This window comes from Legionella waltersii, assembly GCF_001468085.1.
Lineage (GTDB): Bacteria > Pseudomonadota > Gammaproteobacteria > Legionellales > Legionellaceae > Legionella > Legionella waltersii.
This window is the reverse complement of sequence record NZ_LNZB01000056.1, coordinates 160,038-185,194: the sequence shown is the minus strand read 5'-3', so window position 1 is coordinate 185,194 and position 25,157 is coordinate 160,038. Positions and strand designations below refer to the sequence as shown.

Sequence of the window (25,157 nt, the reverse complement as noted above, 5' to 3'; positions counted from 1 at the left end):
TCCCCAACCCTCTCCCGCGAAAAGCAGCATCATACTATTCAAATTCCTTGCGCGGGAGAGGGGGCAGATTGGAGTAAATGAAAAAATATGTGTACAGAGTATAGTACACAAAAAACTTTAGGGACGTTGCCTAATTTAGTGCAAAAAACATCAGTCTGAACATATACTTATATTAAATAACCATTCAATGGGGTAAGGAAACATGCCTCTTCGCCAGTATAAAAGCCCTGAAGCTAGGCAGTGGCGAATATTATTGGTGTACAATTTATATCGCTTGTTAAGTCTATTTCTCTTTTTAGGAATGTACTACTTTAGCTTTATTTCAAAGCCGCATTCACCTTTGTTTTATAGTATTGTGTTAACTTATTTTCAGCTGTCCTTGTTTTTTTTCTATTGTTTACAAAAAAGGCTACTCAGTTTTGAAAATCAGGTTTTTTTGTCTGGGACTATTGATGTCATATTTGTATCCATCATGCTCAGCATAATAGGGAACTTACAGTCAGGTTATGGAATTTTATTAAATGTAACCATTGCAGCCTTAAGTATTTTAGCCCCTGGGCGTCTAGCTATTTATTTCGCATCTTTAGCCAGTTTTTTATTATTGACTGGAAACGGAGTGCAGTTTATTGCCAATAATCAAAAGGACTTAGGTATTTTTTATTACAGTGGAATCTATGGGGCCGGATTTTTTGCCACAGCGTTAACTGCTTGGTATTTGTCAAATTGGGTTAGAGCTTCAGAAACTTTGGCACAGCAACGAAGTTATCAGTTAGCAGGTATGCAACGCATCAATGAATACATCGTAGAGCGCTTGCATTCAGGCATTGTGTTTGTAGATGACTGTAAGAATATAAAGCTAATCAACACGGCATCAAAGCAGCTATTTAATAAAGGTAAAAACAGCACCATTGAACATTTAGAACAATTATCACCTCTACTCTCTGAGAAGTTTGATGAGTTTCTTGTTAAAAAGGAAAATAATAAAAGTTTAGAGCAAACTTTTCTTGAAGACCCTTATCTCAGGATTCATTTTTTTTCAACCGCCATTATAAATAATCCAGAGTTTCTAATTATATTGGAAGATATGACCTATATCGCACAACATGCTCAGCAATTGAAGCTGGCTGCCTTAGGACGATTTTCAGCGAGCATTGCTCATGAGCTCCGTAACCCCCTTGGCGCAATTTCTCATGCAGTACAGCTTTTAGGTGAAGATGAAGAGTTAAGTAAAGAAAATAAGCGATTAAAAGAGTTGATTATCAATAATTGTGAACGCATGAACAATGTAATTAAAAATGTATTGCAATTATCTAGAAGAGAGCAATCACAGCCTCAACTAACGGACTTGCGGGAATTTTTACAGCATTTTAAACAAACTTTTGCACATCATAGCCAATGTCATATAGTCGTCAGAATACCAAAGAATAAGACTTACTCGATTGTTTTTGATAAAAGCCAATTAGAACAAATCTTGGTTATTTTATGTGAGAATGCGATTCAACACGGTCAAAATGTAGAAGGGAAAGTGGACATTGTGATTGGAGTGAAGTCTATTTCGAATAAAATTATATTAACTGTAAGTGATTCAGGACCAGGAATACCCAAAGAACATAGAGACAGTATTTTTGAGCCATTTTTTACAACCCTAAGAACAGGTACAGGAATGGGCTTGTTTATTGCAAGAGATTTATGCGAGATTAATCGAGCAAGCTTAAGCTTGGTTAAATCACATAAAGGTTGTTGTTTTGCAATCAGCCTCAACTCATCGGATGAATTGTTATTATGACTACGAATAAGGTACTTGTAATCGATGATGAGCCAGACATCAGAGAGTTATTAACTCTTACATTATCTCGTATGGGATTAGGTTGTGATGCTGTTGAAAGCTACCAACAAGGTATTGAGCTCATTCAAAAAAACGCCTATGACTTGGTGCTCACGGACATGCGTCTATCTGATGGAGATGGAATAGACATTGTCAATTTCATTCAAAAAAGCAAACCTCAATTGCCTGTGGCGGTGATTACGGCCTATGGAAATATTGAAGGAGCTGTTAATACTCTGAAAGCAGGTGCTTTTGATTATGTATCAAAGCCTGTAGATTTGAGAATCTTAAAGGAACTTGTTAAAACAGCATTATCCATGCAAAACCCCACAGCCATAGAACATCAGGATGCATTATTGGTTGGTGAAAGCAGCATTATGAAGCAATTGAGGGAGAACATTCACAAGTTAGCACGAAGCCAAGCTCCTGTATTTATTCAAGGTGATTCTGGTGTTGGTAAGGAGTTGGTAGCCCAACTGATTCATACTAACGGGCCGAGAAAAGAGAAGCCATTTATACCAGTAAACTGCGGTGCTATACCTTCTGAACTCATGGAGTCTGAGTTTTTCGGACATAAAAAAGGAAGTTTCACTGGGGCAATAGCCGATAAAACAGGTTTATTTGTTGCCGCCCATGGAGGTACTTTATTTCTTGATGAAATTGCTGAGCTTCCTCTTGCTATGCAGGTAAAATTATTACGTGCAATTCAGGAAAAGGCGATAAAGCCTATTGGTGAATTGTATGAAACACCTGTGGATGTAAGAATTTTAAGTGCAAGTCATAAGAACTTGCTTGAGGAGATCAGTCTTGGAAAGTTTAGGCAAGATCTCTACTATCGAGTGAACGTCATTGAATTGCGAGTCCCGACTCTAGTTGAAAGATTATCTGACATTCCCAGCCTGACAGAAGCTATTTTAAAGAAAATGGCAAAAAATCAAAATCGTCAGGAGGTTCGCATTAATCCAGCCTGTTTTGATTTATTAAAACAATACGATTTCCCTGGAAATGTTAGGGAGTTAGAAAATATTCTCGAGCGCGCGATGGCCATGTGCGAAGGTGACATGATTGAACCTAGTGATATCCATTTTCCACAAACCAATACTACTCGCTTAGGCGAAGCTGCAACAATCTCCTCGAGTTTGGATGGCTACTTGCAAGATCATGAAAAAGAAATCATTATCGATGCACTAGAGAAAACCAAATGGAATAGAACGGCAGCTGCCCGGTTATTGGGAATCAGTTTTAGGACCTTGCGCTATCGATTAAAAAAACTGGGACTGGATTAAAAAATTGGGGGGAATCCAGGGGACGGACCCTGAGCGTTCCACACGAATAATTGATTTAACTTATTGAAAATAAATGATTTAAAAAATTTGAATGTGCATGGTGATTATGATCAAAGGGGGGAATCCAGGGGACGGACCCCAGTGGGGTCCGTCCCCATCCTCTCTAATCAAGAGACAGCCCACTGGGGTCCGTCCTCATCCCTTCCGTCCCCATCCCCTCTACTGGGCCGTCCAGCCGGTTTAAATGGAATTCACTGAAGACTGGTTTGGTCTTGATTCATGCAAGCACTCCTGGCCAAGGAAGTTATCAATGCTTAGATCAGTTAACGAGGCTTTTAGGTTTCCTTTTAAGATCTCGTCAGTGCGATGTAAGCTGATTTCACCTTGTTTATTGACGAAAATAGCTACCGAGCTATCAATATGCCATACAGGGTATTCCTCATCATCTATGCAACTTTTGAGTGCAACTTTAACTTGGTAAAAGGTTCCTGAGTTTTCAAGCAGGGAAGCTATCCTTTCAGGTAAAGTCATGGGTTGAATTGCTAATGCACTCTTTCTAGGCGAGTATCTGGAATTACCTTTGTTGTCACAAACTAAGTTCATCAACTCTGCGTTTGAAACTTGGGGTTGATAATTGGGATCAGATTCAATTTTATCACAAGCCACGATGTATTTTTCTAGTCCAAGATAGCCAAAAATTGTATGTCTAATTCTACTGGTCATAACGAAGAACCTCATTAGATGTGCTAAAAAATTAAATACAGTAAATTTCAAAACATATTGTGGGTAATTTTATAGCAACATAAAAATAAATTAAACATAAATTTTTATTGAAAATTGAATTGCTGCATTGCAATATCTAATATCATGGTCTAAGGTTATATAACGCTATGAACAGATGTTCAAAGCAAACGGATGTATCAATACTCAATTAAGGAAAATAGAATGAATACATGGAATAGCATCGTGTTTATTAAAACTAAAAATGCTTGGTCTGATTCTGCATCTCTTGCAAAATTAAATGGCGTTCAAAATATTTGGTCTACATCAGGTGATTGGGACTGGTGTGTTAAATTGGATTCCAAACATTCAACTCCAGATGAAACGTCTGAGTTTGTTAAAAATTTAAGAAAAGCTGACTGGGTTGCTGATACCAAAACTAGTTGGTGGAAAGAGGTTTCTGTTCGATAATTTGTAAAACAGAGCGCATTATTCGATGCGCTCTATCCTTTTCTCATAGATTGCTTCAATTTTATTCCCATTCCAAACATAACTATAATGAGCTCCTTGGTGGCACTGATGTATGATACTAGGCTTGAATAAGGCATAATTTTTTCCTGAGGCACGCACAGAATGGTAATGCAAACCGTCTTTCTGAAGTAACTTTATCTGAGCACCTAATTGTTGACCTAATTGATAATTCAGGGGTGCGTAAATCGGGTCAGATTGCTTATTAATGAGAGTTAGATCTACTAGTTCAGCCGAAAAATTAGCAATTAAACTGCGCATATCTAGTTCTTGAGCGGGTTCATTGGTGTAGGATAAAAAAAGTTCCTTATGATAAATGGTTTCTGCAATAGCTGTGGCCATAGAATCCGACGCATAATAAATCCCATAATCCCCATTTGAAAATCGACTACCATTAGGATTTATATGAGTGAAAGCGGCCATTACATAACCGCAACCAGGAACAGCAAAGAGTCGCTCCTCTTTAGGTATGAGTTGTAATTGTCCAATTTCTTCTTGTATACGAGGATTTGTTAACGTTTGAATTGCATACAATGCTTCAAACTCATCGGCATTAGCAACGTCTTCAAATAAATGGATAGGAGGAAAGTGAGAGGGGATTAGCCTGTAGCATCTTGTGTTTTTGAACGGTTTCTTATCCAGAGTGTAATTCAAGAAATTCATCACGATTTGCCACCGCGTTCAGCATTTAAACGGCTGGCTACAGACCATAAATCAACGACTCTACCCTGTAGCATAATATCCATTGCTGAGCGTCCATTATAAAAAGGCGCTTTATTGGGTTTTCTCACCCATTGATAGACTGAGTCAGGACTAGAGAATAATAACCTAAGAGCTGCATGAATATTTAATAAATAAGAAATACGCTCGATTAAATCATGGCTAAATGTAGCATGATCGGGTGAATTTTTGTATTTAAACCAGGTTGAGCGTTTCAGTCCAAGTAAAGTGAGAGCTTCTTCCGTAGAGCATTTCCATTTATCAAAGATGTTCAATACGACTTTAAATGCAGTTTTGACTTGATCTCTGTTTGGAGAGATTATTTGAGTATTAGAAATCATCATGTTTCTCTAGACAATAGGGGTGTAGTTTAAATATAGATTAAATTCCAATAAAAGTCTATATCTAGACTAAAAGGTGGTAGTGCTGCTCTATCTTGGAGAAATGTAGGAGAAAACAGAACAACAAGGATTCTGACTAGGTAAGAGGATGTCCCACCCTATATGCTTTAACTAGGTCCATCATTGCTTAACACACCGATGATTATGAGAGCCGTACAAGAAAACGTTGTTTGCAACAGGGACTTACCCGCATTCCTTAATCTATATCAGGATTTCTAAATATCTGCCTTCAATTTCCCCTCGCCTCAGGAATGGGGGGAAAGTGCCCGAAGGGCGGATGAGGGGTTAAATGTTCGAAGTTATCTAGTTTATGTGGAGCACTTGGTGCTTGAAATGCTTTCGCACAAGCCCGATCTCTTCGTTAAAAAAGGGTTTGAATTCGGTCATTTAGTTTCTCTAAACTCCCTCATTCAAACCATTTTTTGCCTCGACCTTAGGGTTTTGCGTAAGTCCTGTATATATTTTATCCACCAGGAGGTTTCGCGGAAACTGCAAAATCCAGCTTTAGTTCTTTTATCAACTCTAGGGCTTCAAGCGGTAACAGATGCATTTTCTCTTTCATTTTCTCCATGGCTGCGGGCATACTAAACTTCTCTACAAGCTTATCGGTGCGCCCATATCTTAGGCCGATAAATGAAAATTCTTCAGCTATAGCCTCTTTCAGTATACATTCCAAATTGTGTTTAGCATCATCAGCCATGACTACGCTATATTGTACTCCTAGATAAGCTAGAAATGCCGCCAAGCACTTTCCTTTATCTGCGCCGTCGCAATATAGAATCCCATTTTTATAACAAGGTTTACGTGTAGGGTCACCGATATCCAATTGAACAACGCCATCACTTGATTTAGATAATTTAACTACTTCTCCATGTAATTGAACTGATTTACTCTCTGAATGAGTTGATTGTTTAACTAAAGAATCAACTTCATTATCTGGTTGTGAGAAACTGATACCAGCTGATTGTAATTGTCTCTCCGTCATTTCTGATGATTTCACGTGACGTGCGGTTAAACCCATAATTGGCAAACCAACATCACTAAGTAATTTAAGGATTTTTGCTGTTCTATCTTCAACGGGTTTAAATTTAATAATGTCTTGTACGTAATCAGACAATTGTACTGTCAATTTTCTTGCAAGATCTCTGTCAGGTATAACAGTGAAAGCGTGCATTAATAACATGCTAAACCACTTATCACTACCTAATCCTTTTGTATGGGTTGGCGTAATTAACGTATTGTCTAAGTCAAAGGCTCCTAATGTGTCAAATGAACAGTACTCTAATATATCCCTTATTTCATTGCTTTCAACAATCAACTTTTGAATCAGTTTATTAGGCATAGAATCATCCGAATACAGGGGGTGAAATAAATAATACATAATGCCTAAATTATTGTCAATATGGTGTTCCCTAACACCGTTCTCCCAAAGGGCATTCAATGAATCCTCTTAGCTAGAGATTTGCTCTACCAATCCAAGTATTAGCCCTTTGATCCGAATGATTTGTCCTTATTCAAACAGAGTTCAGTATCATCAATTTTTTCTGTATTATCGTATTTGCCATGCTTGATGAGGTACCTAATAATTTCTAAATTGTCGTCTTCTGCAGAGTCTTCCTCATCCATGTTAGGTCTTACTTGTTCCTTTATCGATGGTTTTTTAAAAAATCCAACATTGTTTTCGATAGGTGTTGTTTTTTGTGGATCAAGTTTAAGCATTAAATGATCGTTCAATAAATCTTGGGGATTATAAAGCGCTGGGATAGTTTTAGGTGATAAGACATTATCAAAATTGTCATCTGGCCCATCGTTATTTATCAACAAATGTTTAGGAACACGTTCGACTTTAGGGGATAGAACCAGTGCGTTATTGCCATCAAGTGCATCGTCTTCAACCCAATAACGTTCAGGATCCCATGCCATTCTAGGTGAAAGAACAGGGAACGTATTATCATTCAATTCTTCATTTTCAACCCATACCTGTTTTGGAGAGCTAGCCTCTCTGGGTGATAGAGGACGATCATGGTAGTCTTCAAGCTCTTCATCATCTGACCATAACCGTTTCTTTACACTTTTTGCTCTAGGTGATAGAAATAGATCCCGATCGTCCTCAGCGACCTCGTTTTCCTTATAGAAACCAATCTCTCCATCTTCAGCTTCAATTTTTCCTTTAGGTGATGGATTAGGAATACTCAAGTCATCAGGCTCATCATTCTCTACCAATAAATACTTAGGGGCATTTTCTACTTTAGGGGATAAAGCTAGTGCCTGATCGTCATGATATTCATCGTCTTCAACCCAAAAATGTTTAGGATCCCATCCCATTTTAGGGGATAGAACAGGTATCTGATATTCATTGAGGTATTCATCTTCATCCCATATTTGTATCGGAGCCCTTGCGGCTTTTGGTGATATAACTAGATCTGGACCATCCTCAGGAAATTCGTCTCCTATCAATGCATTTTTAGGAGTATTCTCTATTTCAAGCAGTTTATCCAATGACTTTGGGCTTATTGATGGCATAGCCTGTGCTGTCGGTTTGTTGGGTTCATTTTGTTTAATTGGTAAACGAAACTCGCCAAAAACATCCTTTATACCTTTTTCAACGTCTAATCCATACAATTGATTTAACGAGCCTGGATTGTCAGCTAATGAAACAACGTGTTTCCATAAAGAATCCAAGGAATAGAGTTTGCCATCTTTTGCATCACGAAATAGGTTCCAAACATGTGCACCTTGTTCAGGAAAAGTATGGCGTTGATGGATAACCTCACCGTCAAGAAGCTTATCCTCAACTAATCTGCTCATTAGGTATGCATTTAGTAATGCATGTTGGCGACAAACACCAATCCCATGCTGCATAAATAAAGACAATGATAAAAAGGGATTGCCCATTTTAAGCGACTTTTGTACAAAAATGTCTGCATGAGTGGTTTCTATATCGGGAAATAGTTTTTGAGTTACCTTAGCGATTTCTTGTAATGTCTCTAAAGTACTCGCACCTACTTTTATTTTTTTTCGTAATTCGGTATAGGCATCTTTCAGCGGTTGGGAGTCAGGATCCAGCATTAGTATTTCTCTACTTGATGATGAACCAACAGAAAAGACTCTTTGATTAAAATGACGCAGATCTCTACTAACTATAGGGTAATATTGGTTTTGGTAGTGTATCCACTTCCTGCCATGAGCTTCAATGATAAGATCTTTATGATGATCAACTGCTAATACAGTTCTATTCATAACTGAGGGTATCATTTGTTTAGGTGTGTTTATTGGGTATCGTTCTTTTTTATTTAATGCAATGAATAATTCTTTTATAATTTCTTCTGGTGTTGGCATAGAAAGCTCTTAAAATTTTTTAAAAATACGCGTTATGCTTTGAAACCCATTTAATATGAAACATTATAACACAAGAAGATCAATTATAAAGCGAGGTTTCTGGTGATGCACAAACAAATCTTGGTAATGATATTCAATAATAGCGTTTTATTTTCTTAAAAAAGTCTATACGCATTGTGAAGCGAAAATGATAAGGGAATAGGGTAAGTCCTGTTATTATTCACTAATTTGTTTATTAAGACATCTTGGGGATGTGGGGAAGGGTTAACTACCATTACAGCTTAGTTGAATGTTACTCCTACAAATCCAACAAGAGAATAATTAACTTTGCTCTGACTACCGTTAAGTGCTTGCGAAACTGGGATTTATAGGCCTAACTGGTAAAACATTTTTGGGGTTGAGAACCACAAAGAAGGAGTGACAACAACAAGGTTTCCTCCCGAATCTGGATCTATCTCGCTCCTCAGCCGATCTTTTTCAGAATAGGTTCCAAGAAGTTCAATTAAACCTGAGAAAATATACTTCCCAGGCTCACTTTTAATATTTCGACCAAGACCCAGCTGATATAAAAATTGGTTGCCTTGTTTAAAATTATCATGCTTTGTGATCCAGTTTAATCCAGAAGAAGCAAACCCAAGCCAATCAACAGACATACGATTGAACGTGGTTCCAAAGAAATAGCTGTTTGAGCCAATTCCAGTAGATGGCTCTTTTTCAAATGAACCTGTTGGAAGAGTAAGGCCTCCAACAACGGTTAACTGGTCTGCATAGTTGGCGTTGGCTTTATCATAGATAGCATATTCTCCCTGAAAATAGGCATCTCCAAGGCCATGAGAATGACTTGTTTCATTGGCATAGTTTACCGCAATTGGGGTTGAAATGAGTATGGACGCCTGATCCGATAATCCAAAAACCAGATTAGGGGTGATGGTCTTCAGTGTTTGGCTTTCATTTCGGAAAATAGTTGACGAAATATAAAGTTGTACTTGATTTTTATCAATGAGCGATTGACCAAATGCAAGGAAAGGGCCTGGCTGCTGAGCGGTTGGAAGCGCAAAATTACCTTGTATTGGGGGCTCACTTATTGATTCTGAAGATAGCTCATCACTCATTGCAAGTGTTGGTGATGAGGTGATAATTAGGAGTAGGCTTAGTCGCCTTATATTCGTTATAATATTGTTCATGCTCACTGGGAATAGGTATCACTTAAATTGTAATGCAACGTGTTGCAATCTCACATTATCATGACTTACAAAAAATCCCAATCTCTTCGTTAAAAATAGAGCAGGACTTACGCAAAACCCTGATCTCATCGTTAAAAAAAGGTTTGAATTCGGTCATTTAGTCTGTCTAAACGGCCCCATTATAGAACCCACCTTCCCTATATCAAGGTCATCAATCAATTTGATTAAAAACAATTCATTTTATATAATAAATATACAGTTTATCTGTATTGTATATGGTATGCCTATTACTGTTCAAGACATCACGGATCCCAACGCTTATGAAAGCAATAAATCGGGTAATGCAGACTTGACTGAGCATTATTTTGATAAAAAACAAGATGAATTTAGAGTATATAGGTTCAATCATCATGTTTATGCCGTTCGATATGATTTACAAACGAGTCAACCAAGGGATTTTGTTCACTTATGGGCCAGCAATAAAAAATCCACTAAAATCATGGGTAGCAAACAAGAAGACAGTGATTTACCAGTTTTAGGAAAAGGGAATGAAGGTAAAGTGTATCAAACTTCGGCTGATAAAGTGGTAAAAATGCTCATGAAACATACCTTCAAGTGTAAAATGAAAAACAATGAGAATTCAACCAGCACCTGGGCAAATACAAAAATATTGAAGCAACTCTTTCTTCTTGCTGAGCATCAAATTGATAAGTTTTTTGTGATGGGGCTATGGAGAAATCCAGCTACTAAAATTAATTCCTATCAACGCGAGTTTCATCTGGTGATGCCTTTAGTTAAGAGCTCATGGTATGACACCAAAAATCCAGAAGATATGGTTAAATACTATAAGTGCCTCGAAGAATTTATTATGGCATTAAAAACACTTAATGATATTGGCTATTCTCATCCAGATTTTGGAACTCTTGATTTTGGAAATTATTACAATGAGATTTATACTCAAGAAGGAATTAAATTAATTGATTTAGATAAGGGATTTATAGACTTAAACTCCGCAAGTAAAGAATCAAGAGTAGCGGGAAAAGATCAATGGCTGTACGTATACAATTATAAAACACATACGTCAGGAGATAAGGGCTGGAGAGAAGAAATACAAAATTGGTATAGTAACAACATGGGACAATCCTTGTCAGAAAACCCTGATGCTCTTAGAGAGTTATATGCTAATGGAAAAATACATCTACCTAAAAGAGTTGTAGAGGAATTGCAACTACAATCTACTATTTCTAATACTTCCGGTGTGGTTTTAGATCTTGGTAATCCTGAAAACATCGAAAGCACTAAACTCACGAATAATTAGTAGTATTGTATACCTGGTTAGTACTTCATTGCTCTTATAGTTATCCCCTTCTTTATGGTCGTGGCTCAGACTTCAGTACTCCAACAGGATGGAGCAGTCCTTAATTTTCATACATAAAACGAATCTCTTCGATTTTGGCTTCTATTCTTGCTGATAGATAGGCATCCTTTTTGGCCAGTTGCTGGGCAACTTTAAGTTGTGCAATAGCTCCACGGTGTTGGCCTTCAAGCAACAAGCATTGTGCTTGCGTAAAGTAAGCATATCCTTTTTGATGGGATTCCGCTTGAGCTCTGGCTAATTCTCTGCATAAAGGTAAATCATCTTTATATTGCCTGCTTCCCTTAAGCAGAATACTTGTTGCTTTTGTGGCTTGGTTGGACTCCAATAATCCCTGAGCGTAGCTCATTAACACGGCATAATTATCGGGAAGATTATTATGCAGCTCTGCTAAACGGGTTAATGCCGCTTGGTTTTTTGCTAGGCCTAATTCGGCTTGAGCCATTGCAATTTGAAAGTAAGTATTCAGCGGATCTTGGGCAACTAGGGCTGATAATTTATCAGAAGCTGCTTGAAAATTATTATTATTTAGTAAAGCTAGGGCATAACCGTATTGACAGGCGGCACTTGAATTGCGTGTGTGACATTTGGATTGGTAATAATCAATGAGTTGCTTATTGTTGCCAGCAACAGAAACCCGGATTATTTCCTTGAACAACGCGTAATCCATTGAATCAGTGTATTGTTTTTTCTGCAGTCGAGAGGTTCTGTTCTCAGCTTCTGCAATTCGGTCAGCGTCAAGGGGGTGAGTGCGTAAGATGGCTGGGACGTTAGCGGTGTAATAATAACGCGAGCTTTCTTGCATTTTCTTAAAAAATGCGGCCATTCCTTTGGGGTTGAAGCCAGCTTTAATGAGCATATCAATTCCAATCCTGTCCGCTTCCTTTTCTTTTGAGCGGGTGAAATTAATATTGTCCTGAGAAAATCCTGACAAGGATGCCATCATAGCTCCCATCCCTGCAGTCGGATTAACTGCTCCTAAAGCGATAGATGCAAGAAGCGAGGCAAGCATAGGTACACGCATTTGCTTTTGGTGTTCGATAATTCGGTATAGATGGTGAAGTCGAACGTGAGCAATTTCATGTGCCATAACCGCTGCTAACTCGCTTTCATTGCTTGTTGTTAAAATAAGTTGTGTATTGATTCCTATGTAGCCACCTGGACCAGCAAAAGCATTAATTTCCTTAGATTTGACAATGAAAAAATAGGGAGTTCTAATATGGCCATAGTGGGCAAGTTTCCTTCCTACACTATTGATGAATTGACTTGCTAAGGGATTTCTTTCAACACTATCGGATTGGTTTATCAACTGTATAAACTCTTTTTGAAGTTGATCCAACTCTTTAGTGGAGTAAGGAGATAAATTATCCGCAAATGAGAATTGGGCATGTAAGTACACAACAAAACCAAAGGCAAAATAGGTTAGTTTGGCCGATAAAGCAATCAATTTGCGTGTTAATTTCAATTTAATCATTAGGCTACTCAAAAATTGAATAATTTGTTATCATTTCTGCATTTTCAACTGATGGTTAATCAATGCACGAACAGTTTCTTCTAGCGGCACTTGAACAAGCTAAACTAGCCAGGGGTATGTGTGCCCCTAACCCTAGTGTTGGCGCTGTGGCCGTGCAAAATGGGGTTATTATAGCACAGGCTGCGCACCAAGGTGCAGGCACCCATCACGCTGAACAACTCGTTCTAGAGCAAATACCTCCGAATACACCCGGGATAACGCTCTATATTACCTTAGAACCTTGTAATCATTGGGGTAAAACTCCACCTTGTGTAAATGCTATTATTGAGCGTGGCATTGAAGAAGTTGTATTTTCCTATTATGATCCCAACCCCATCGTGGCTAGGAACGATTCTTCGGCTCAATTACGTGAACAAGGTGTTAAAGTGAGCTATTATCCTTTAACTGTAATCGAAGAATTTTATAAAAGCTACACCTATTGGACAACAACTGGTAAACCAAGGGTCACCGTGAAAATCGCGCAGACTTTTGATGGGAAAATTGGTTATTCAGAAGGTGAGCGTGCCATTTTATCGAATTCGCTTTGTGGTGAATTTACTCACCAAATGCGAGCGGCTAGTGATGTTATTTTAACCACAGCAAGGACGGTTCAATTAGATAATCCTCGTATGAATGTTCGTTTGCATGGACGAGAGGTGGCAAAAAACGTAGCCATCATTGATAGAAATTTAGAGTTAACGAATGAAGCTTTAATTTTTACAATGGCAAAGCAATGCTTTATTTATCATAAGCCTGACGCGGTCCAAAAAAGCACGATTGCCAATTCAAGTTATTATTCCATTCCGCAACAGAATGAATTATTAGTGTTGAACGATCTCATCGCTCATCTTGGTGAGTTAGGTTTTCATGATGTATGGGTTGAAGCAGGTGGAGCTTTATTTAACGCGTTGCATAGAGAGGGGTTAGTGCATAGAACCTATATCTACTTGGTTCCTGGAATATTGGGTGAGAAGGCAGTATCTGCTTATCAGAAAGAAGATTGGTTTAGCAAAGGCTATAAAATAAGCTGGCAAGTAATGAACGATAATATGATTGCTTGCATTGATTGGCAGGGGGAATAGTGTTTACCGGATTAATAGAGCATACAGGCAGAGTTATTGAAAACAAGATGCGAGATCTAACAAGTCGATTAACTATCGCTGCAGACCTTGTTAATCTTGCAGTGGGTGAGAGTATTTCTGTGAACGGTGTTTGCTTAACCGTATTGCCCTCAGAACCCGGCTTATTGTGCTTTGATGTCTCCCCTGAAACATTAATGGTAACTAATCTTGGAACTCTATCTAAGGGAAGCCTGATTAATCTTGAGCGTGCAATGTTTGCTTCTACGCGATTTGGTGGACATTACGTAAGCGGTCATGTTGATGCAGTGGCAAAAGTAAAATCCATTAAAACTATTCAGGAATTTATCGCTCTCGACATTGAGGGATTTACTAAAGAGCATGCTTTGTATTTAATTCCTAAAGGCAGCATTACTGTCGAAGGTGTAAGTTTAACGATTAATGCTGTAGTCGAAGATTCTATTCAATTAATGCTTGTTCCACATACCCTAGCTCAGACTAATTTTAGGGAGTTGATAATTGGTCAAAAGCTTAATATTGAATTTGATTACCTTACCCGAATTGTTGCACATCAGTTGCAAATAGCTGGGAAATTGAACTGCGAGGTTGAGCCATGAAGCATCCTTTTGCTACGATAGAGCAGGCTATAGAAACATTGAAAGCAGGAAAAATGATCATTCTTCTTGATGATGAACATCGAGAAAATGAGGGAGACTTGGTTATAGCTGCAGAACATGTAACTCCTGAAGCGATCAATTTCATGTCTCGTTTTGGTTGTGGGCTTATTTGTCTTCCAATGGCTGAAGAGCTGATTGATCAACTGCAGTTGCCAATGATGGCGCAGAATAATAAATCCCCTTATGGAACAGCTTTTACGGTCTCAATTGAAGCCGCTTCAGGGGTTTCGACTGGGATATCTGCAAAAGACAGAGCACAAACCATTAAAGTAGCGATTGCATCAGAGAGTGGACCTTCTGATATTATTTCTCCAGGCCATGTTTTTCCTTTACGCGCACGTTCTAAAGGAGTTTTAGAGAGAACAGGTCAAACCGAGGGAAGTGTTGATTTAGTGAAACTTGCTGGATTAAGACCTGCAGCAGTGATTTGTGAAATCATTAATGAAGATGGCACAATGAGTAGGCGGGATGAGTTGTCTAAATTTTCGCAAAAACACCAAATTCCAATGGTCACCATAAAGGATTTAATCGCCTATCGAATTCGCCATGAAACCCTAATTAATGCTCTTGCAACCACCCGAATTCCTTTACAAAATAAGGGAATCTTCACAATGACAGTGTTTGAAAATCTACTGGATAAAGCAGAGCATTTTGTTTTAGTAAAAGAACCTGTGTATGGCAATCAAGTTCCTCTAGTGCGTATCCATTCAGAATGCATTACTGGAGATGTCTTTGGTTCTAAGAAATGCGATTGTGGAAAGCAACTGGACGATTCTTTACAGCAAATTGATTCTGAGGGAGGCATTTTTATTTATTTGCGACAAGAAGGTAGAGGAATTGGCCTAGCGAATAAATTAAAGGCCTACGCTTTGCAAGAGCAAGGACTTGATACAGTTGAAGCCAATTTGCAATTGGGACTGCCTGCTGATAATCGAGATTATGCGATTGCATATCAAATATTAAAATTTCTTGGTGTCGATGCCATTAGAATGCTAACCAATAATCCTGTAAAAATTGAGGAAATTGAAAGCTATGGAATCAAAGTAGTTCAACGCATTTCTATTGAGGTCGAACCTTCATGTGAAAACATGGGATATCTTAGAACTAAAAAACACAAGCTTGGGCATTTATTAGAGATTGAATAGGACAATAATGAACGATATTAGAACCATTGTGGGTACTTACACTGATCCATTTTCAATCGCTGTAGTGGTCAGTCAATTTAATGAAAAAATAACTTCTGCACTGAAAAATGGTGCGATAGAGCGATTAATCGAATTAGGTTTTTCAGAAAATGACATTCTTTTGGTTGAAGTCCCTGGTGCAGTAGAGATACCTTATGCAGCTCAACTGATAGCTAAAAAGCAGCAAGTAGAGGTCATTATTGCATTGGGCGCTGTTATTCGAGGTGATACAAGCCATTACGATTACGTGTGTGATCAAGTCAGTCAGGGCTGCCAGCGGGTGATGTTGGATAATCATATTCCAGTCATTTTTGGAGTATTAACTACTGATAACGAAGAACAAGCTCTAGAAAGGGTAGGCGGCAGTCATGGACATAAGGGAAGAGATGCGGTTGATTGTGCTGTAGCAATGCATTCTATCGGAAAACAGTTGTAGAAGTTTTGCCACTGATAATGAGTGAAATAGGGTTTAAATGGTTGGGCCAAGGCCCAGCTTACAATTAATACCCTCATGACTTACAAAAATCGGGTAATGGATTTTGTTTTTGGTAAGCTTTTATACCTTGTTGAACTTCAGGAGAGGAATTGATTTCTTTTAATAAGACATCAGTAATCTCAATGAATGTGAATTGATGTTTGGGTTTGGCACTATAAGTCAACGCTAAATAAATACCACTACAAGGGCTATAAGCATAAAACGATTCATAGCCTAAAGTTCCGCCAGAATGGACCCAAGCCAAAGTTCCGTTATTCAAATAAACAAGCCCTAAACCAGCCCCAACCCCCACCTCATGAATTAATTTGGAGTGATTATTTAGATCAGATCTAGAGAGATCTTTTAAATGAATTGGTTGAGCATCCTTTTCAGAGATGATTTTTGTCATTTCTTCCAGTGATTTATTATGAATTATCTTTCCAGAGAATAGAGCAATTAACCATTTAACCAAGTCATTGGGTGTGGAAAGAATAGCTCCAGAAGACTGAGCAAAAGATAAGCTGTTGTAGGTGATATCAGTATTCATTGGAAAGGTACCATCACGATTATAGCCATGAGCAATATTGTTTGTCATTTGATTGGTGTATTTAAAAGGCGTATAAAAACTTCTATTTAACGCATATTTTTTTAAATATTCGTTAAATATTAGTTGTAATGGGCGGTTAGTCGCTTTTTCAATAATCAATCCTAGTAAAATATAATCGGTGTTCGAGTAGTTGTATTGTGTGCCAGGTTTATAAAGAGCAGGGTGTTTGTACGCTATATTAGCTAATTCTTTAAGAGACCAGTTTTTATAGGGGCGTTTTCGGAGAATTCTGTCAAATAGTTTTCCATTGGTGTAGTTATAAATTCCACTGGTGTGATGCAACAACTCATCAATGGTGATGTCTTTCCACTTCGGATATTCGGGTAACCATTTACCTAGATTATCTTGCAGATTCAATTTATCGTCTTCGATGAGCTTAAAAATAATACTTGCAGTGAATGTTTTAGTAATGCTTCCAACTTGGAACAAAGTATTAGGATTGATTCTCTTGTAATGATTTAAAGAAAAATTACCGCTCACAAAATTGCTTATTTCATCGTTGTTGGGTAGCTTAATACTTAGGGAAATAGCAGGTAAATGATATCTTAATCTAATTTCATTCACTGCTTTTTGAATGTTATCGGTTAATGTTGTCCTTTGTTGCTTTTCCTCAGCATAGACAGAAAAACAAAAGAAGCATAAAACCGATGCTAAAACAAATGGGTCGATTTTTCGCACTTGATCCCTCTTAAAATAGTGGCGTCCAACCAAGTACGATAAGCCTTTCATACTGGTATAATTGTATTTATTTTAATACAAAGAGAATTTATTTAATAAATTGATGTTATTTTAATTCTCATTTTGATAGAATTAAATCCCGTTTATATGCAAATTTAATTCAACACCAAGAGTGTATTCAGCATTTTGAGCGGGGTCAAATATGACAAATTATATTTTTATCACAGGTGGGGTTGTCTCTTCCTTAGGAAAGGGAATTGCCGCCGCATCGCTAGCAGCGATTCTTGAGGCTAGAGGCCTTAGGGTCACGATGATCAAGTTAGATCCCTACATTAATGTTGATCCAGGAACCATGAGTCCATTTCAACACGGAGAAGTGTTTGTTACCAATGATGGAGCAGAGACAGATCTGGATTTAGGGCACTATGAGCGCTTTCTTAAAACCACAATGACAAAATGCAATAATTTTACATCCGGTAAAATCTATGAAAATGTCATAAAAAAAGAAAGAAGGGGAGATTATCTAGGGGGGACTGTTCAAGTAATTCCTCATATCACCAATGAGATAAAGCGTTGCATTAAACTTGGTGCAGACAGCTATGATGTTGCTATGGTCGAAATTGGTGGTACCGTTGGTGATATTGAGTCGTTGCCATTTTTAGAGGCAATTCGTCAAATGCGTATGGAATTAGGCTCCCAACGTTCTTTATTTATTCATTTAACGCTTATTCCGTATCTTGCGGCTTCTGGTGAAACAAAAACTAAACCTACGCAACACTCGGTTAAAGAATTGCGCTCCATTGGTATTCAGCCAGATGTATTAATATGTCGCTCTGAAAAACCACTTTCTATGAACGATAGATCCAAAATTGCTTTATTTACCAACGTCGAGCGAGAAGGCGTTATTGCTCTTGAAGACGTTCAAAGTATTTACCAAATACCAATGATGCTTCATGAGCAAGGTTTGGATGAGTTAGTGATCAGAAAATTGGGAATGAACGTAAAACCTGCAGATTTAAGTGAGTGGCAACATGTTGTTGATAGGCAAGCTGTTAAAACAATGACAGTAAAAGTGGCTATGGTTGGGAAATACACCGAGTTGAATGATGCGTACAAGTCAATTAACGAGGCTTTAATCCACGCCGGCATCCACAGCGAAACCAAAGTAGAAATCATCTATATAGACGCGGAGCTTATAGAAACTCATGGCACATCTCTGCTTGAACCAGTTGATGCTATTTTAGTACCTGGTGGATTTGGGGAGAGAGGTGTTGAAGGGAAAATTAAGGCAATTCAGTATGCCCGCGAGCATAAAGTACCTTTTTTAGGTATTTGTTTGGGCATGCAAACAGCAGTAATCGAATTTGCTCGTCACGTAGCAGGTTGGACTGCAGCTAATTCTACGGAGTTTGATCAACATACTCCTTATCCAGTACTGGGATTAATCACTGAATGGAACGATGCAGATGGAAGTAAGCAAACCAGAGATGAAAATACAGATTTGGGCGGAACCATGCGTTTAGGCGCTCAGTTTTGCAATCTAGAAGAGGGAACTTTAGCAAGAAAAGTGTATGGAAAGCCCCAGATATTAGAACGTCATCGCCATCGTTACGAAGTGAACAATAAATACATTGAACAATTAGTCGAAAAGGGCTTAGTGATTTCTGGACGTTCAGTGGATAATTTATTGGTAGAGATGGTGGAGTTGCCAGATCATCCTTGGTTTTTAGCTTGTCAATTTCACCCTGAGTTTACTTCTAATCCAAGAGATGGGCATCCCTTATTTAAAGCGTTTGTTATGGCTGCACGTGAAAGACATCAGAAGAAGGATAAAACATGAAATTATGTGGTTTTGAAGTCGGTTTAAATAAACCTTTGTTTTTAATTGCAGGACCTTGTGTCATTGAAAGCGAGGAATTGGCACTAGAAACAGCAGGATATTTAAAAGAAATGTGTGCTCAATTGAGTATTCCATTTATCTATAAATCGTCTTTTGATAAAGCCAATCGTTCATCAGTTTCAAGTTATAGAGGTCCAGGATTTGAGAAAGGATTAATGATTTTAGAAAAGGTGAAGGTGCAAATAGGTGTGCCTGTATTAACTGATGTTCATGAAGATACCCCATTGTTTGAGGTGTCTAGTGTCGTTGATGTATTACAGACCCCAGCATTTCTCTGCAGACAAACCAACTTTATCCAAAAAGTTGCTTCAATGAACAAGCCAGTGAATATTAAAAAGGGACAATTTTTATCTCCCTGGGAAATGAAGCATGTTATTGCTAAAGCGAAAGCCGTTGGCAATGAACAGATCATGGCTTGTGAGCGGGGTGTGAGCTTTGGATACAATAATTTGGTCTCTGATATGCGTTCGCTGGTTATTATGAGGGAAACGGAATGTCCAGTCGTTTATGATGCCACTCATTCGGTGCAATTACCGGGCGGAAATAATGGGGCCTCAGGGGGGCAGAGAGAGTTTATTCCTGCGCTTGCAAGAGCAGCGGTGGCGGCGGGAATTTCTGGCATTTTTATGGAAACTCATCCCGATCCGGATAAGGCCTTAAGCGATGGCCCTAATAGTTGGCCTTTGGAAAAAATGAAGTCTCTGTTAGAGTCTTTGAAGGCAATTGATGCGGTTTATAAAATGAATTGCAGAGAAGAATAGCACGTTGATCATTGTTTCTGTACCTAAGTAGCCCGTATTAGCAAGTGTAATACGGGGCTTGGGCGACATCCACTACCCCATTTCTCATCAATTATGCCTCCAGGACTTATGAACCCCCAATATCTTCGTTAAAAATAGATTTCAATTCAGTCATTTAGTCCATCTAAACTCCCTCGTTGAATTCTACAGGACTTACGAAAAACCCCAAGGTCGAGGCAAAAGAACTTTTTAATGAGGGAGTTTAGATGGACTAAATGACCGAATTAAAAAGTTCTTTTAACAAAGAGATTGGGGTTTTTCGTAAGTCCTGTTCTATTTTTGCCTCGACCTTGGAGTTATTCTAAGTCCTGACCTTGTTGAATAACTGAATGACTTTAACCCCATGATTTTAGGATGAAATCATGTTTTACTGGATTGTAAGGGATGTTAGCCACATGGATAGGTTGAAATTAAGGATGCTTTAATATTGGATTTAATAAGTTAGCTGGGGGCAAAAGAGGTTCTGTAAGATTGAAATTTGGCGGAGAGGCAGGGATTCGAACCCTGGGAAGGTTGCCCTTCAACGGTTTTCAAGACCGCCGCATTCGACCGCTCTGCCACCTCTCCGACAGGGAAGAATACTATCCTAACAATCAGTTGTTTGCAAATAATTTCGTAACCATTCACCATAATTTAGCAAAAACGAATCCGACCTACGGCTGTTAGTGAGTGGAGCCGTTAGAGGTGAACAACAATACTTCGTGTACTATCAAAAGTTCCGCTTCCTTATGGTCAGGGCTCGGTTTTATAGTGAACAATTGAGGTGAATCGTTATTTTATTTATTAAATTCTATTAATGCTTTTAATATTTCCTTAATGGTTATAAAATATACTTTGAGGCAATTTAATTAACCCAACGATACTATGACATTCACATTAACCTTATTGGGGACTGATACCCAATTTACACCTAAAGAGTCCAAAGAGGGCTATGATAAAGCAGAAACCTTAAGCTATGTTTCTACTTTGATAGCCAGTGAATCAGATTCAGTACAAGTCGACAATGTCGTACGTTATAAAAATCCCGACGTGGAAGTCATTGACGGGCCTACCACTCTTGGAACAGAGGTTGGTGATCGAATTGCTCGTGGTGTTCTCGCTATTTTGGAAGCCGTCAGCCGAGGTGAAACCAATATTTCAATTATTGCTCATAGTCGTGGTGGTGTGGAGGCCATTTTAGTAGCTCATGAGTTAGAGCGGATTCAAAAATTATTAGCGGCTGATCAAGAACAAACGATGCAAAACAGTGTTTGTAAATACACTGAAACAGCAATGAAAGGATCGCCGCATAAAGAACGATTTGGCCAATTAAATATTCCTGGACTTAAAGAGCATATCAAAAAGTTAAATCTATCGATATTTAACATCGATCCTGTACCAGGTGGTAATTACATGGTTCTTACTAAACCAACCTATTTGGCTTGGAGAGATCCTAGGTATTATCAAGTGCCTGCGATAGTGAAAAAGTACACTCAATACTCCTATCTCAATGAGCGAACTCGCTGTTTTAAAGGAATTGTTCCTAAACCAGTTTCTGACCAAACTGAGTTTACCCTTGAGTCACTTCCTGGTCATCATGGTACTGGTTCAGGAAATCTGAAAGATCAACAACGTCGAGATTTTCCTCAAGAGCTACGAGAGTTAACCGTAGAGCATGTTCAACAGCTGGTACTGCTCAAGTTGATCGATTTTCTAAGACAAAATAAAGTGAATTTGGATCTAAGAAAAGCTAGAGGAGGACCCTTTGAGACTATTTTGGGTGGTCTAGAATCTGTATTTCATGATGACTTAGCGTTTCGCATGGCTTTAAATGAGTTATATCGTGAGCAATATGAGCTCATTATGAAAAACAAAAGGGCATATGACCACTTTAATACAACCTCTTATGCCGTTCTAGGAAAGGAGCAGTCCATTCAAGGCCTTTTATGGAAAGTGCTGGATCAGAGAATAGTTCATTACCAATCACACAATGATACCTTTTTACCCAGTGTGGTACCTGTGCCGTCGGGAGGTAAATTCTTAAACTATGAGCATGCTCGTTTGTATTTAAATCAACGACTTGGACTTTCTACTGAAATGTCACTTCCAGATAAAATCAGAAGATCGGTAGAAGGCCTTGTTAAAATTTGTAATCATGCTCGCGAGTTGAAAAATTTGCAAGCTGTGCTCAATGTTCAACAGGTGCAAGCTAAAGTTGAGGTCTTGCCACTAAATACGTCTGTTATTGATGATAAAATGGCCCATGCTGTTAACTCAAATTCTAAAGAAGGTTATGACTTAATTTTAGAAGCATTAAGTATTCTAGTTGAGGAGGTGCGGAAGCCATTTCTTATGGATGTGCCCGCTCTAGAAGGGGTTTATAAAGCCGTAGAAGAAGCATTTACAAAATTAAAAGCACCCGAATTGCAAGACAATGAATTGGCTCAAAATATATTAAAAAAATTAAATGCCGATCTTGAGCAAGTCCTTGTATTAAAAAGGGGCGAGCTTTTTAATAATTACAATCAAATTTGCACGTATATGAAGGGCGGTAAATTTTTTGATGGGATGATTGCAACATTAAATCAAACCTTAAAGGATTTATCGAAGAGTCATGAAAGTACTGATATTGAGGCATCTAACTTAAGTAAACAACTGTTATTGATAGTCCAAAATAGCACGAAATTAAAAAATGCTAGTGTACAAGAAAAGAAACAGTGGATTCAGCTGCAGATAGAACATCTAGGACACTTTGAAGAGGAACTACAAAGCAGCGCTTCTAAAGATATCTGCAGATTAGTTCTCAATACTATGTCAGAGGCTGTTGAAGAATCTGAAAACTACAGCATACCGGAGATTATGAAAGATTTACTTCAAGTCAATCATAAATTGAGACGGTACCGAGATAGTTTAAAGGATTTTAGGGGGTTATACAGCGAGCTACCTTATGATCAATGGGATCAAGAGGCAGAAGAAAAACAAAGCAATTTGATAGTCAAAGCAGCTGAATACATTGTTAGAGAAAAATTGGATTTAGAACAAGAAATAAAGCCTATCTTTGATAATAATGAGGACTTATATCATAAAATTGCTAATGCGGTTTATGGTTTAGGTGTTCGACATCCATTAAGTATTCAACTGGAACAATTACAAGGGCAATTTGATCAGATCAGTAGAAAACTACAGTCTGAAGAAGTTAACCATTTAAAGGCTGTAGAGCAACTCAAGTTAAAAAGTCAAAAAGTTGAAGAACTACAGCAAGCATTAGCTCACCAAAAAGAGTTGAATAAAGCGCTTCAGAGCGGGACTGAAATGACTGCTGAAAACCATATCATGTCCCAGTTAATTCCATTAACCATGGAGTATATTAATCATCTTCAAAACAAGGCTAATAAATTAGGTTTTGAAATTGATATGAATACAACTGAGCAATTAGAAAATCCAGAACAAAATGAAACTTACCAAGCGATAAGAAAAAAATACCTCATTACGGTAGAGCTATTGAATATTCTTAATGATAAAGAGAATAATCCTCTTCCAAGTCAACGAATAGTGAAATTTACCGAGTTATTATCTAGAAAAGACAAGGAACTAAAAGAACATAGAGATCCAATTTGGATACAGTATGCTAAAAACTGTTTAGTAGGTGTAGGTATAGCATTCAGTCTGATCATTCCCGGACTGGTCACTTTGTTAGCTGTTTCCCATTACGGTAATAAATCTTCTCCCTTGTTCTTTACCAAATCTGGCGGTGAAGAATACATTGATAAATTACAAAATACTGGGATTAAACTCACTGTTTAATCAATCACACCACCAATCATTTTTTTAACAAGATATCACAATCCGTGGTATCTTGTGATTTCCTACTTATTTTTACTCAAAATAAAAGATTCGTCTCAATACTGTTCGCAAATAGCCTGGTCATAGGTATAATGGACCGAATTTATTTTTCCCTGTTAGCAACTGCAGCAGTAATTTTGTAAGGTTTAGTGTATGAAACGAATTCATTTATTGTTAATTTTTGTTTTAATTGCCACTGTATCGGCCTGTTCCAAATGGAAAAAAGACGATGAAGAGAATAATCCTTATAAAGGGATGACTGCGGAACAATTATACACTGCCGCACAGAAGTCATTGAAAAAGGAGCAATACGCAACAGCAGCCAAAGAATTAGAGGCGATTGAGTCCATGTACCCATTCAGTGACTATACTGAAAACTCCCAAAAAGAGCTGATTTATGCCTACTATAAGGACGAAGATTTTCCTTCTTCAGCTGCAACAGCAGAACGATTTATTCATCTGTACCCACGAGCAAAGAATGTGGATTATGCATACTACATGAAAGGTTTGGCTAACTTCCAACAAGTACGTGGTTTGTATGCTAAGGTACTGCCTATGGATGAGTCGTGGCGTGATCCAGGAACACAATCTCAAGCCTACGTTGATTTTGCAACGTTAATTCAAAAATTTCCAAACAGTAAATACAAGGCCAATGCTTTACAGCGTATGATTTACTTGAGAAACATGTTTGCTCAGCGTGAGTTAAATATTTCTCAATATTATTTCAAGCGTAAAATGTACGTTGCTGCCATAGAAAGGGCTGGCTATTTGGTCAAGAATTACCCGCAGGCACCGAGTGCTCAAAAAGCATTGGTCATTATGTATGAATCGAATAAAGCCCTAGGTTTGGATAAAGCCGCTGACGATGCTATGGCGGTTTATCAGGCAACTTATCATACGTCGAATATGGAAAGGGTTAGAACTTAAACTGATTATCCGCTCCCTTACGCTCGCGGCTCGGTTAGAATTAGTCAGGGGACGGACCCTGAGCGATCCACACTTAATTTCAAAAAAATGAATGGGGACGGACCCCAGTGGGGTCCG

At 38.2% G+C, this 25,157-nt stretch carries 20 protein-coding genes and 1 tRNA gene; 12 read left to right on the top strand and 9 right to left on the bottom strand.

What is annotated here, in order from left to right; genetic code table 11:
* The first annotated feature begins 202 nt into the window (after positions 1 to 202).
* A complete protein-coding gene (locus Lwal_RS12765) occupies positions 203 to 1,786 on the top strand; it encodes a sensor histidine kinase (RefSeq protein WP_058481188.1) in 1,584 nt (527 codons plus the stop codon).
* Entirely contained in the window at positions 1,783 to 3,111 is a 1,329-nt protein-coding gene (locus Lwal_RS12760) for a sigma-54-dependent transcriptional regulator (protein ID WP_058481187.1), read from the top strand. Before Lwal_RS12765 ends, Lwal_RS12760 begins: the two co-directional genes overlap by 4 nt.
* 240 nt (positions 3,112 to 3,351) lie before the next feature.
* On the opposite strand, the gene Lwal_RS12755 is transcribed toward Lwal_RS12760, so the two are convergent.
* The gene (locus tag Lwal_RS12755) at positions 3,352 to 3,834 is read right to left on the bottom strand and encodes a hypothetical protein (protein ID WP_058481186.1); all 483 of its coding nucleotides are present in this window, start codon (positions 3,832 to 3,834) and stop codon (positions 3,352 to 3,354) included.
* 222 nt (positions 3,835 to 4,056) lie between these two features.
* Here Lwal_RS12755 and Lwal_RS12750 point away from each other — a divergent pair, with 222 nt between their 5' ends.
* A complete protein-coding gene (locus Lwal_RS12750) occupies positions 4,057 to 4,302 on the top strand; it encodes a hypothetical protein (RefSeq protein WP_058481185.1) in 246 nt (81 codons plus the stop codon).
* A gap of 18 nt (positions 4,303 to 4,320) precedes the next feature.
* On the opposite strand, the gene Lwal_RS12745 is transcribed toward Lwal_RS12750, so the two are convergent.
* The 5 genes from Lwal_RS12745 to Lwal_RS12725 all read right to left on the bottom strand — a co-directional run bounded on the left by Lwal_RS12745 (position 4,321) and on the right by Lwal_RS12725 (position 10,003).
* The gene (locus Lwal_RS12745) at positions 4,321 to 5,022 is read right to left on the bottom strand and encodes an RES family NAD+ phosphorylase (RefSeq protein ID WP_058481184.1); all 702 of its coding nucleotides are present in this window, start codon (positions 5,020 to 5,022) and stop codon (positions 4,321 to 4,323) included.
* Complete coding sequence (locus Lwal_RS12740; protein ID WP_231951030.1) at positions 5,022 to 5,423, bottom strand: MbcA/ParS/Xre antitoxin family protein; 402 nt, start codon at positions 5,421 to 5,423, stop codon at positions 5,022 to 5,024. Before Lwal_RS12740 ends, Lwal_RS12745 begins: the two co-directional genes overlap by 1 nt.
* Positions 5,424 to 5,943: 520 nt before the next feature.
* Positions 5,944 to 6,822, bottom strand: coding sequence for a DUF2608 domain-containing protein (locus Lwal_RS12735; protein WP_157737783.1), 879 nt, complete (start codon positions 6,820 to 6,822; stop codon positions 5,944 to 5,946).
* 140 nt (positions 6,823 to 6,962) lie between these two features.
* Complete coding sequence (locus Lwal_RS12730; protein WP_058481181.1) at positions 6,963 to 8,819, bottom strand: hypothetical protein; 1,857 nt, start codon at positions 8,817 to 8,819, stop codon at positions 6,963 to 6,965.
* 365 nt (positions 8,820 to 9,184) lie between these two features.
* Positions 9,185 to 10,003: a transporter gene (locus tag Lwal_RS12725; protein WP_231951031.1), complete on the bottom strand. Its 819-nt coding sequence runs from the start codon at positions 10,001 to 10,003 to the stop codon at positions 9,185 to 9,187.
* Positions 10,004 to 10,283: 280 nt separating this feature from the next.
* On the opposite strand from Lwal_RS12725, the gene Lwal_RS12720 reads away from it, so the two are divergent.
* Entirely contained in the window at positions 10,284 to 11,321 is a 1,038-nt protein-coding gene (locus tag Lwal_RS12720) for a hypothetical protein (protein ID WP_058481180.1), read from the top strand.
* Positions 11,322 to 11,421: 100 nt separating this feature from the next.
* Here Lwal_RS12720 and Lwal_RS12715 read toward each other — a convergent pair whose 3' ends face one another.
* Entirely contained in the window at positions 11,422 to 12,852 is a 1,431-nt protein-coding gene (locus Lwal_RS12715) for a M48 family metalloprotease (RefSeq protein ID WP_058481179.1), read from the bottom strand.
* A 62-nt stretch (positions 12,853 to 12,914) separates the two neighbouring features.
* Here Lwal_RS12715 and ribD point away from each other — a divergent pair, with 62 nt between their 5' ends.
* From ribD to ribH, 4 genes are read left to right on the top strand one after another with little or no spacing between them, the layout of a single operon-like run.
* Positions 12,915 to 13,973: a bifunctional diaminohydroxyphosphoribosylaminopyrimidine deaminase/5-amino-6-(5-phosphoribosylamino)uracil reductase RibD gene (gene ribD, locus Lwal_RS12710; protein ID WP_058481178.1), complete on the top strand. Its 1,059-nt coding sequence runs from the start codon at positions 12,915 to 12,917 to the stop codon at positions 13,971 to 13,973.
* On the top strand, positions 13,973 to 14,587 hold the full coding sequence (locus tag Lwal_RS12705; RefSeq protein ID WP_058481177.1) for a riboflavin synthase: 615 nt from the start codon (positions 13,973 to 13,975) through the stop codon (positions 14,585 to 14,587). Before ribD ends, Lwal_RS12705 begins: the two co-directional genes overlap by 1 nt.
* The gene (locus tag Lwal_RS12700) at positions 14,584 to 15,792 is read left to right on the top strand and encodes a bifunctional 3,4-dihydroxy-2-butanone-4-phosphate synthase/GTP cyclohydrolase II (RefSeq protein ID WP_058481176.1); all 1,209 of its coding nucleotides are present in this window, start codon (positions 14,584 to 14,586) and stop codon (positions 15,790 to 15,792) included. The genes Lwal_RS12705 and Lwal_RS12700 overlap by 4 nt, the downstream gene beginning before the upstream one ends.
* 7 nt (positions 15,793 to 15,799) lie before the next feature.
* Entirely contained in the window at positions 15,800 to 16,267 is a 468-nt protein-coding gene (gene ribH, locus Lwal_RS12695) for a 6,7-dimethyl-8-ribityllumazine synthase (protein WP_058481175.1), read from the top strand.
* Positions 16,268 to 16,340: 73 nt separating this feature from the next.
* Here ribH and Lwal_RS12690 read toward each other — a convergent pair whose 3' ends face one another.
* Positions 16,341 to 17,591: a serine hydrolase domain-containing protein gene (locus Lwal_RS12690; protein ID WP_058481174.1), complete on the bottom strand. Its 1,251-nt coding sequence runs from the start codon at positions 17,589 to 17,591 to the stop codon at positions 16,341 to 16,343.
* A gap of 202 nt (positions 17,592 to 17,793) precedes the next feature.
* Here Lwal_RS12690 and Lwal_RS12685 point away from each other — a divergent pair, with 202 nt between their 5' ends.
* Together Lwal_RS12685 and kdsA are read left to right on the top strand one after the other, a co-directional pair.
* Positions 17,794 to 19,431 carry a CTP synthase gene (locus tag Lwal_RS12685; RefSeq protein ID WP_058481173.1) on the top strand — a complete coding sequence of 546 codons (1,638 nt, stop codon included), beginning with the start codon at positions 17,794 to 17,796 and terminating at the stop codon, positions 19,429 to 19,431.
* Positions 19,428 to 20,252, top strand: coding sequence for a 3-deoxy-8-phosphooctulonate synthase (gene kdsA, locus Lwal_RS12680; RefSeq protein WP_058481172.1), 825 nt, complete (start codon positions 19,428 to 19,430; stop codon positions 20,250 to 20,252). Before Lwal_RS12685 ends, kdsA begins: the two co-directional genes overlap by 4 nt.
* A gap of 518 nt (positions 20,253 to 20,770) precedes the next feature.
* Here the strand turns inward: kdsA and Lwal_RS12675 are convergent.
* Positions 20,771 to 20,858: transfer RNA gene (locus tag Lwal_RS12675), tRNA-Ser, on the bottom strand.
* Positions 20,859 to 21,155: 297 nt separating this feature from the next.
* Here Lwal_RS12675 and Lwal_RS12670 point away from each other — a divergent pair.
* Together Lwal_RS12670 and Lwal_RS12665 are read left to right on the top strand one after the other, a co-directional pair.
* Positions 21,156 to 24,074, top strand: coding sequence for a hypothetical protein (locus tag Lwal_RS12670; protein ID WP_058481171.1), 2,919 nt, complete (start codon positions 21,156 to 21,158; stop codon positions 24,072 to 24,074).
* A 192-nt stretch (positions 24,075 to 24,266) separates the two neighbouring features.
* Positions 24,267 to 25,040: an outer membrane protein assembly factor BamD gene (locus tag Lwal_RS12665; RefSeq protein WP_058481170.1), complete on the top strand. Its 774-nt coding sequence runs from the start codon at positions 24,267 to 24,269 to the stop codon at positions 25,038 to 25,040.
* Positions 25,041 to 25,157 lie beyond the last annotated feature (117 nt).

Bases quoted from the DNA above. Each gene is read 5' to 3' on its own strand.
- Lwal_RS12730 (WP_058481181.1), bottom strand. From the start codon at position 8,819: ATGCCAACACCAGAAGAAATTATAAAAGAATTATTCATTGCATTAAAT.
- Lwal_RS12720 (WP_058481180.1), top strand. From the start codon at position 10,284: ATGCCTATTACTGTTCAAGACATCACGGATCCCAACGCTTATGAAAGC.
- Lwal_RS12750 (WP_058481185.1), top strand. From the start codon at position 4,057: ATGAATACATGGAATAGCATCGTGTTTATTAAAACTAAAAATGCTTGG.
- kdsA (WP_058481172.1), top strand. From the start codon at position 19,428: ATGAAATTATGTGGTTTTGAAGTCGGTTTAAATAAACCTTTGTTTTTA.
- Lwal_RS12665 (WP_058481170.1), top strand. From the start codon at position 24,267: ATGAAACGAATTCATTTATTGTTAATTTTTGTTTTAATTGCCACTGTA.
- Lwal_RS12735 (WP_157737783.1), bottom strand. From the start codon at position 6,822: ATGCCTAATAAACTGATTCAAAAGTTGATTGTTGAAAGCAATGAAATA.
- ribH (WP_058481175.1), top strand. From the start codon at position 15,800: ATGAACGATATTAGAACCATTGTGGGTACTTACACTGATCCATTTTCA.
- Lwal_RS12670 (WP_058481171.1), top strand. From the start codon at position 21,156: ATGACATTCACATTAACCTTATTGGGGACTGATACCCAATTTACACCT.
- ribD (WP_058481178.1), top strand. From the start codon at position 12,915: ATGCACGAACAGTTTCTTCTAGCGGCACTTGAACAAGCTAAACTAGCC.
- Lwal_RS12685 (WP_058481173.1), top strand. From the start codon at position 17,794: ATGACAAATTATATTTTTATCACAGGTGGGGTTGTCTCTTCCTTAGGA.
- Lwal_RS12725 (WP_231951031.1), bottom strand. From the start codon at position 10,003: ATGAACAATATTATAACGAATATAAGGCGACTAAGCCTACTCCTAATT.
- Lwal_RS12700 (WP_058481176.1), top strand. From the start codon at position 14,584: ATGAAGCATCCTTTTGCTACGATAGAGCAGGCTATAGAAACATTGAAA.
- Lwal_RS12755 (WP_058481186.1), bottom strand. From the start codon at position 3,834: ATGACCAGTAGAATTAGACATACAATTTTTGGCTATCTTGGACTAGAA.
- Lwal_RS12765 (WP_058481188.1), top strand. From the start codon at position 203: ATGCCTCTTCGCCAGTATAAAAGCCCTGAAGCTAGGCAGTGGCGAATA.
- Lwal_RS12760 (WP_058481187.1), top strand. From the start codon at position 1,783: ATGACTACGAATAAGGTACTTGTAATCGATGATGAGCCAGACATCAGA.
- Lwal_RS12740 (WP_231951030.1), bottom strand. From the start codon at position 5,423: ATGATGATTTCTAATACTCAAATAATCTCTCCAAACAGAGATCAAGTC.
- Lwal_RS12745 (WP_058481184.1), bottom strand. From the start codon at position 5,022: ATGAATTTCTTGAATTACACTCTGGATAAGAAACCGTTCAAAAACACA.
- Lwal_RS12715 (WP_058481179.1), bottom strand. From the start codon at position 12,852: ATGATTAAATTGAAATTAACACGCAAATTGATTGCTTTATCGGCCAAA.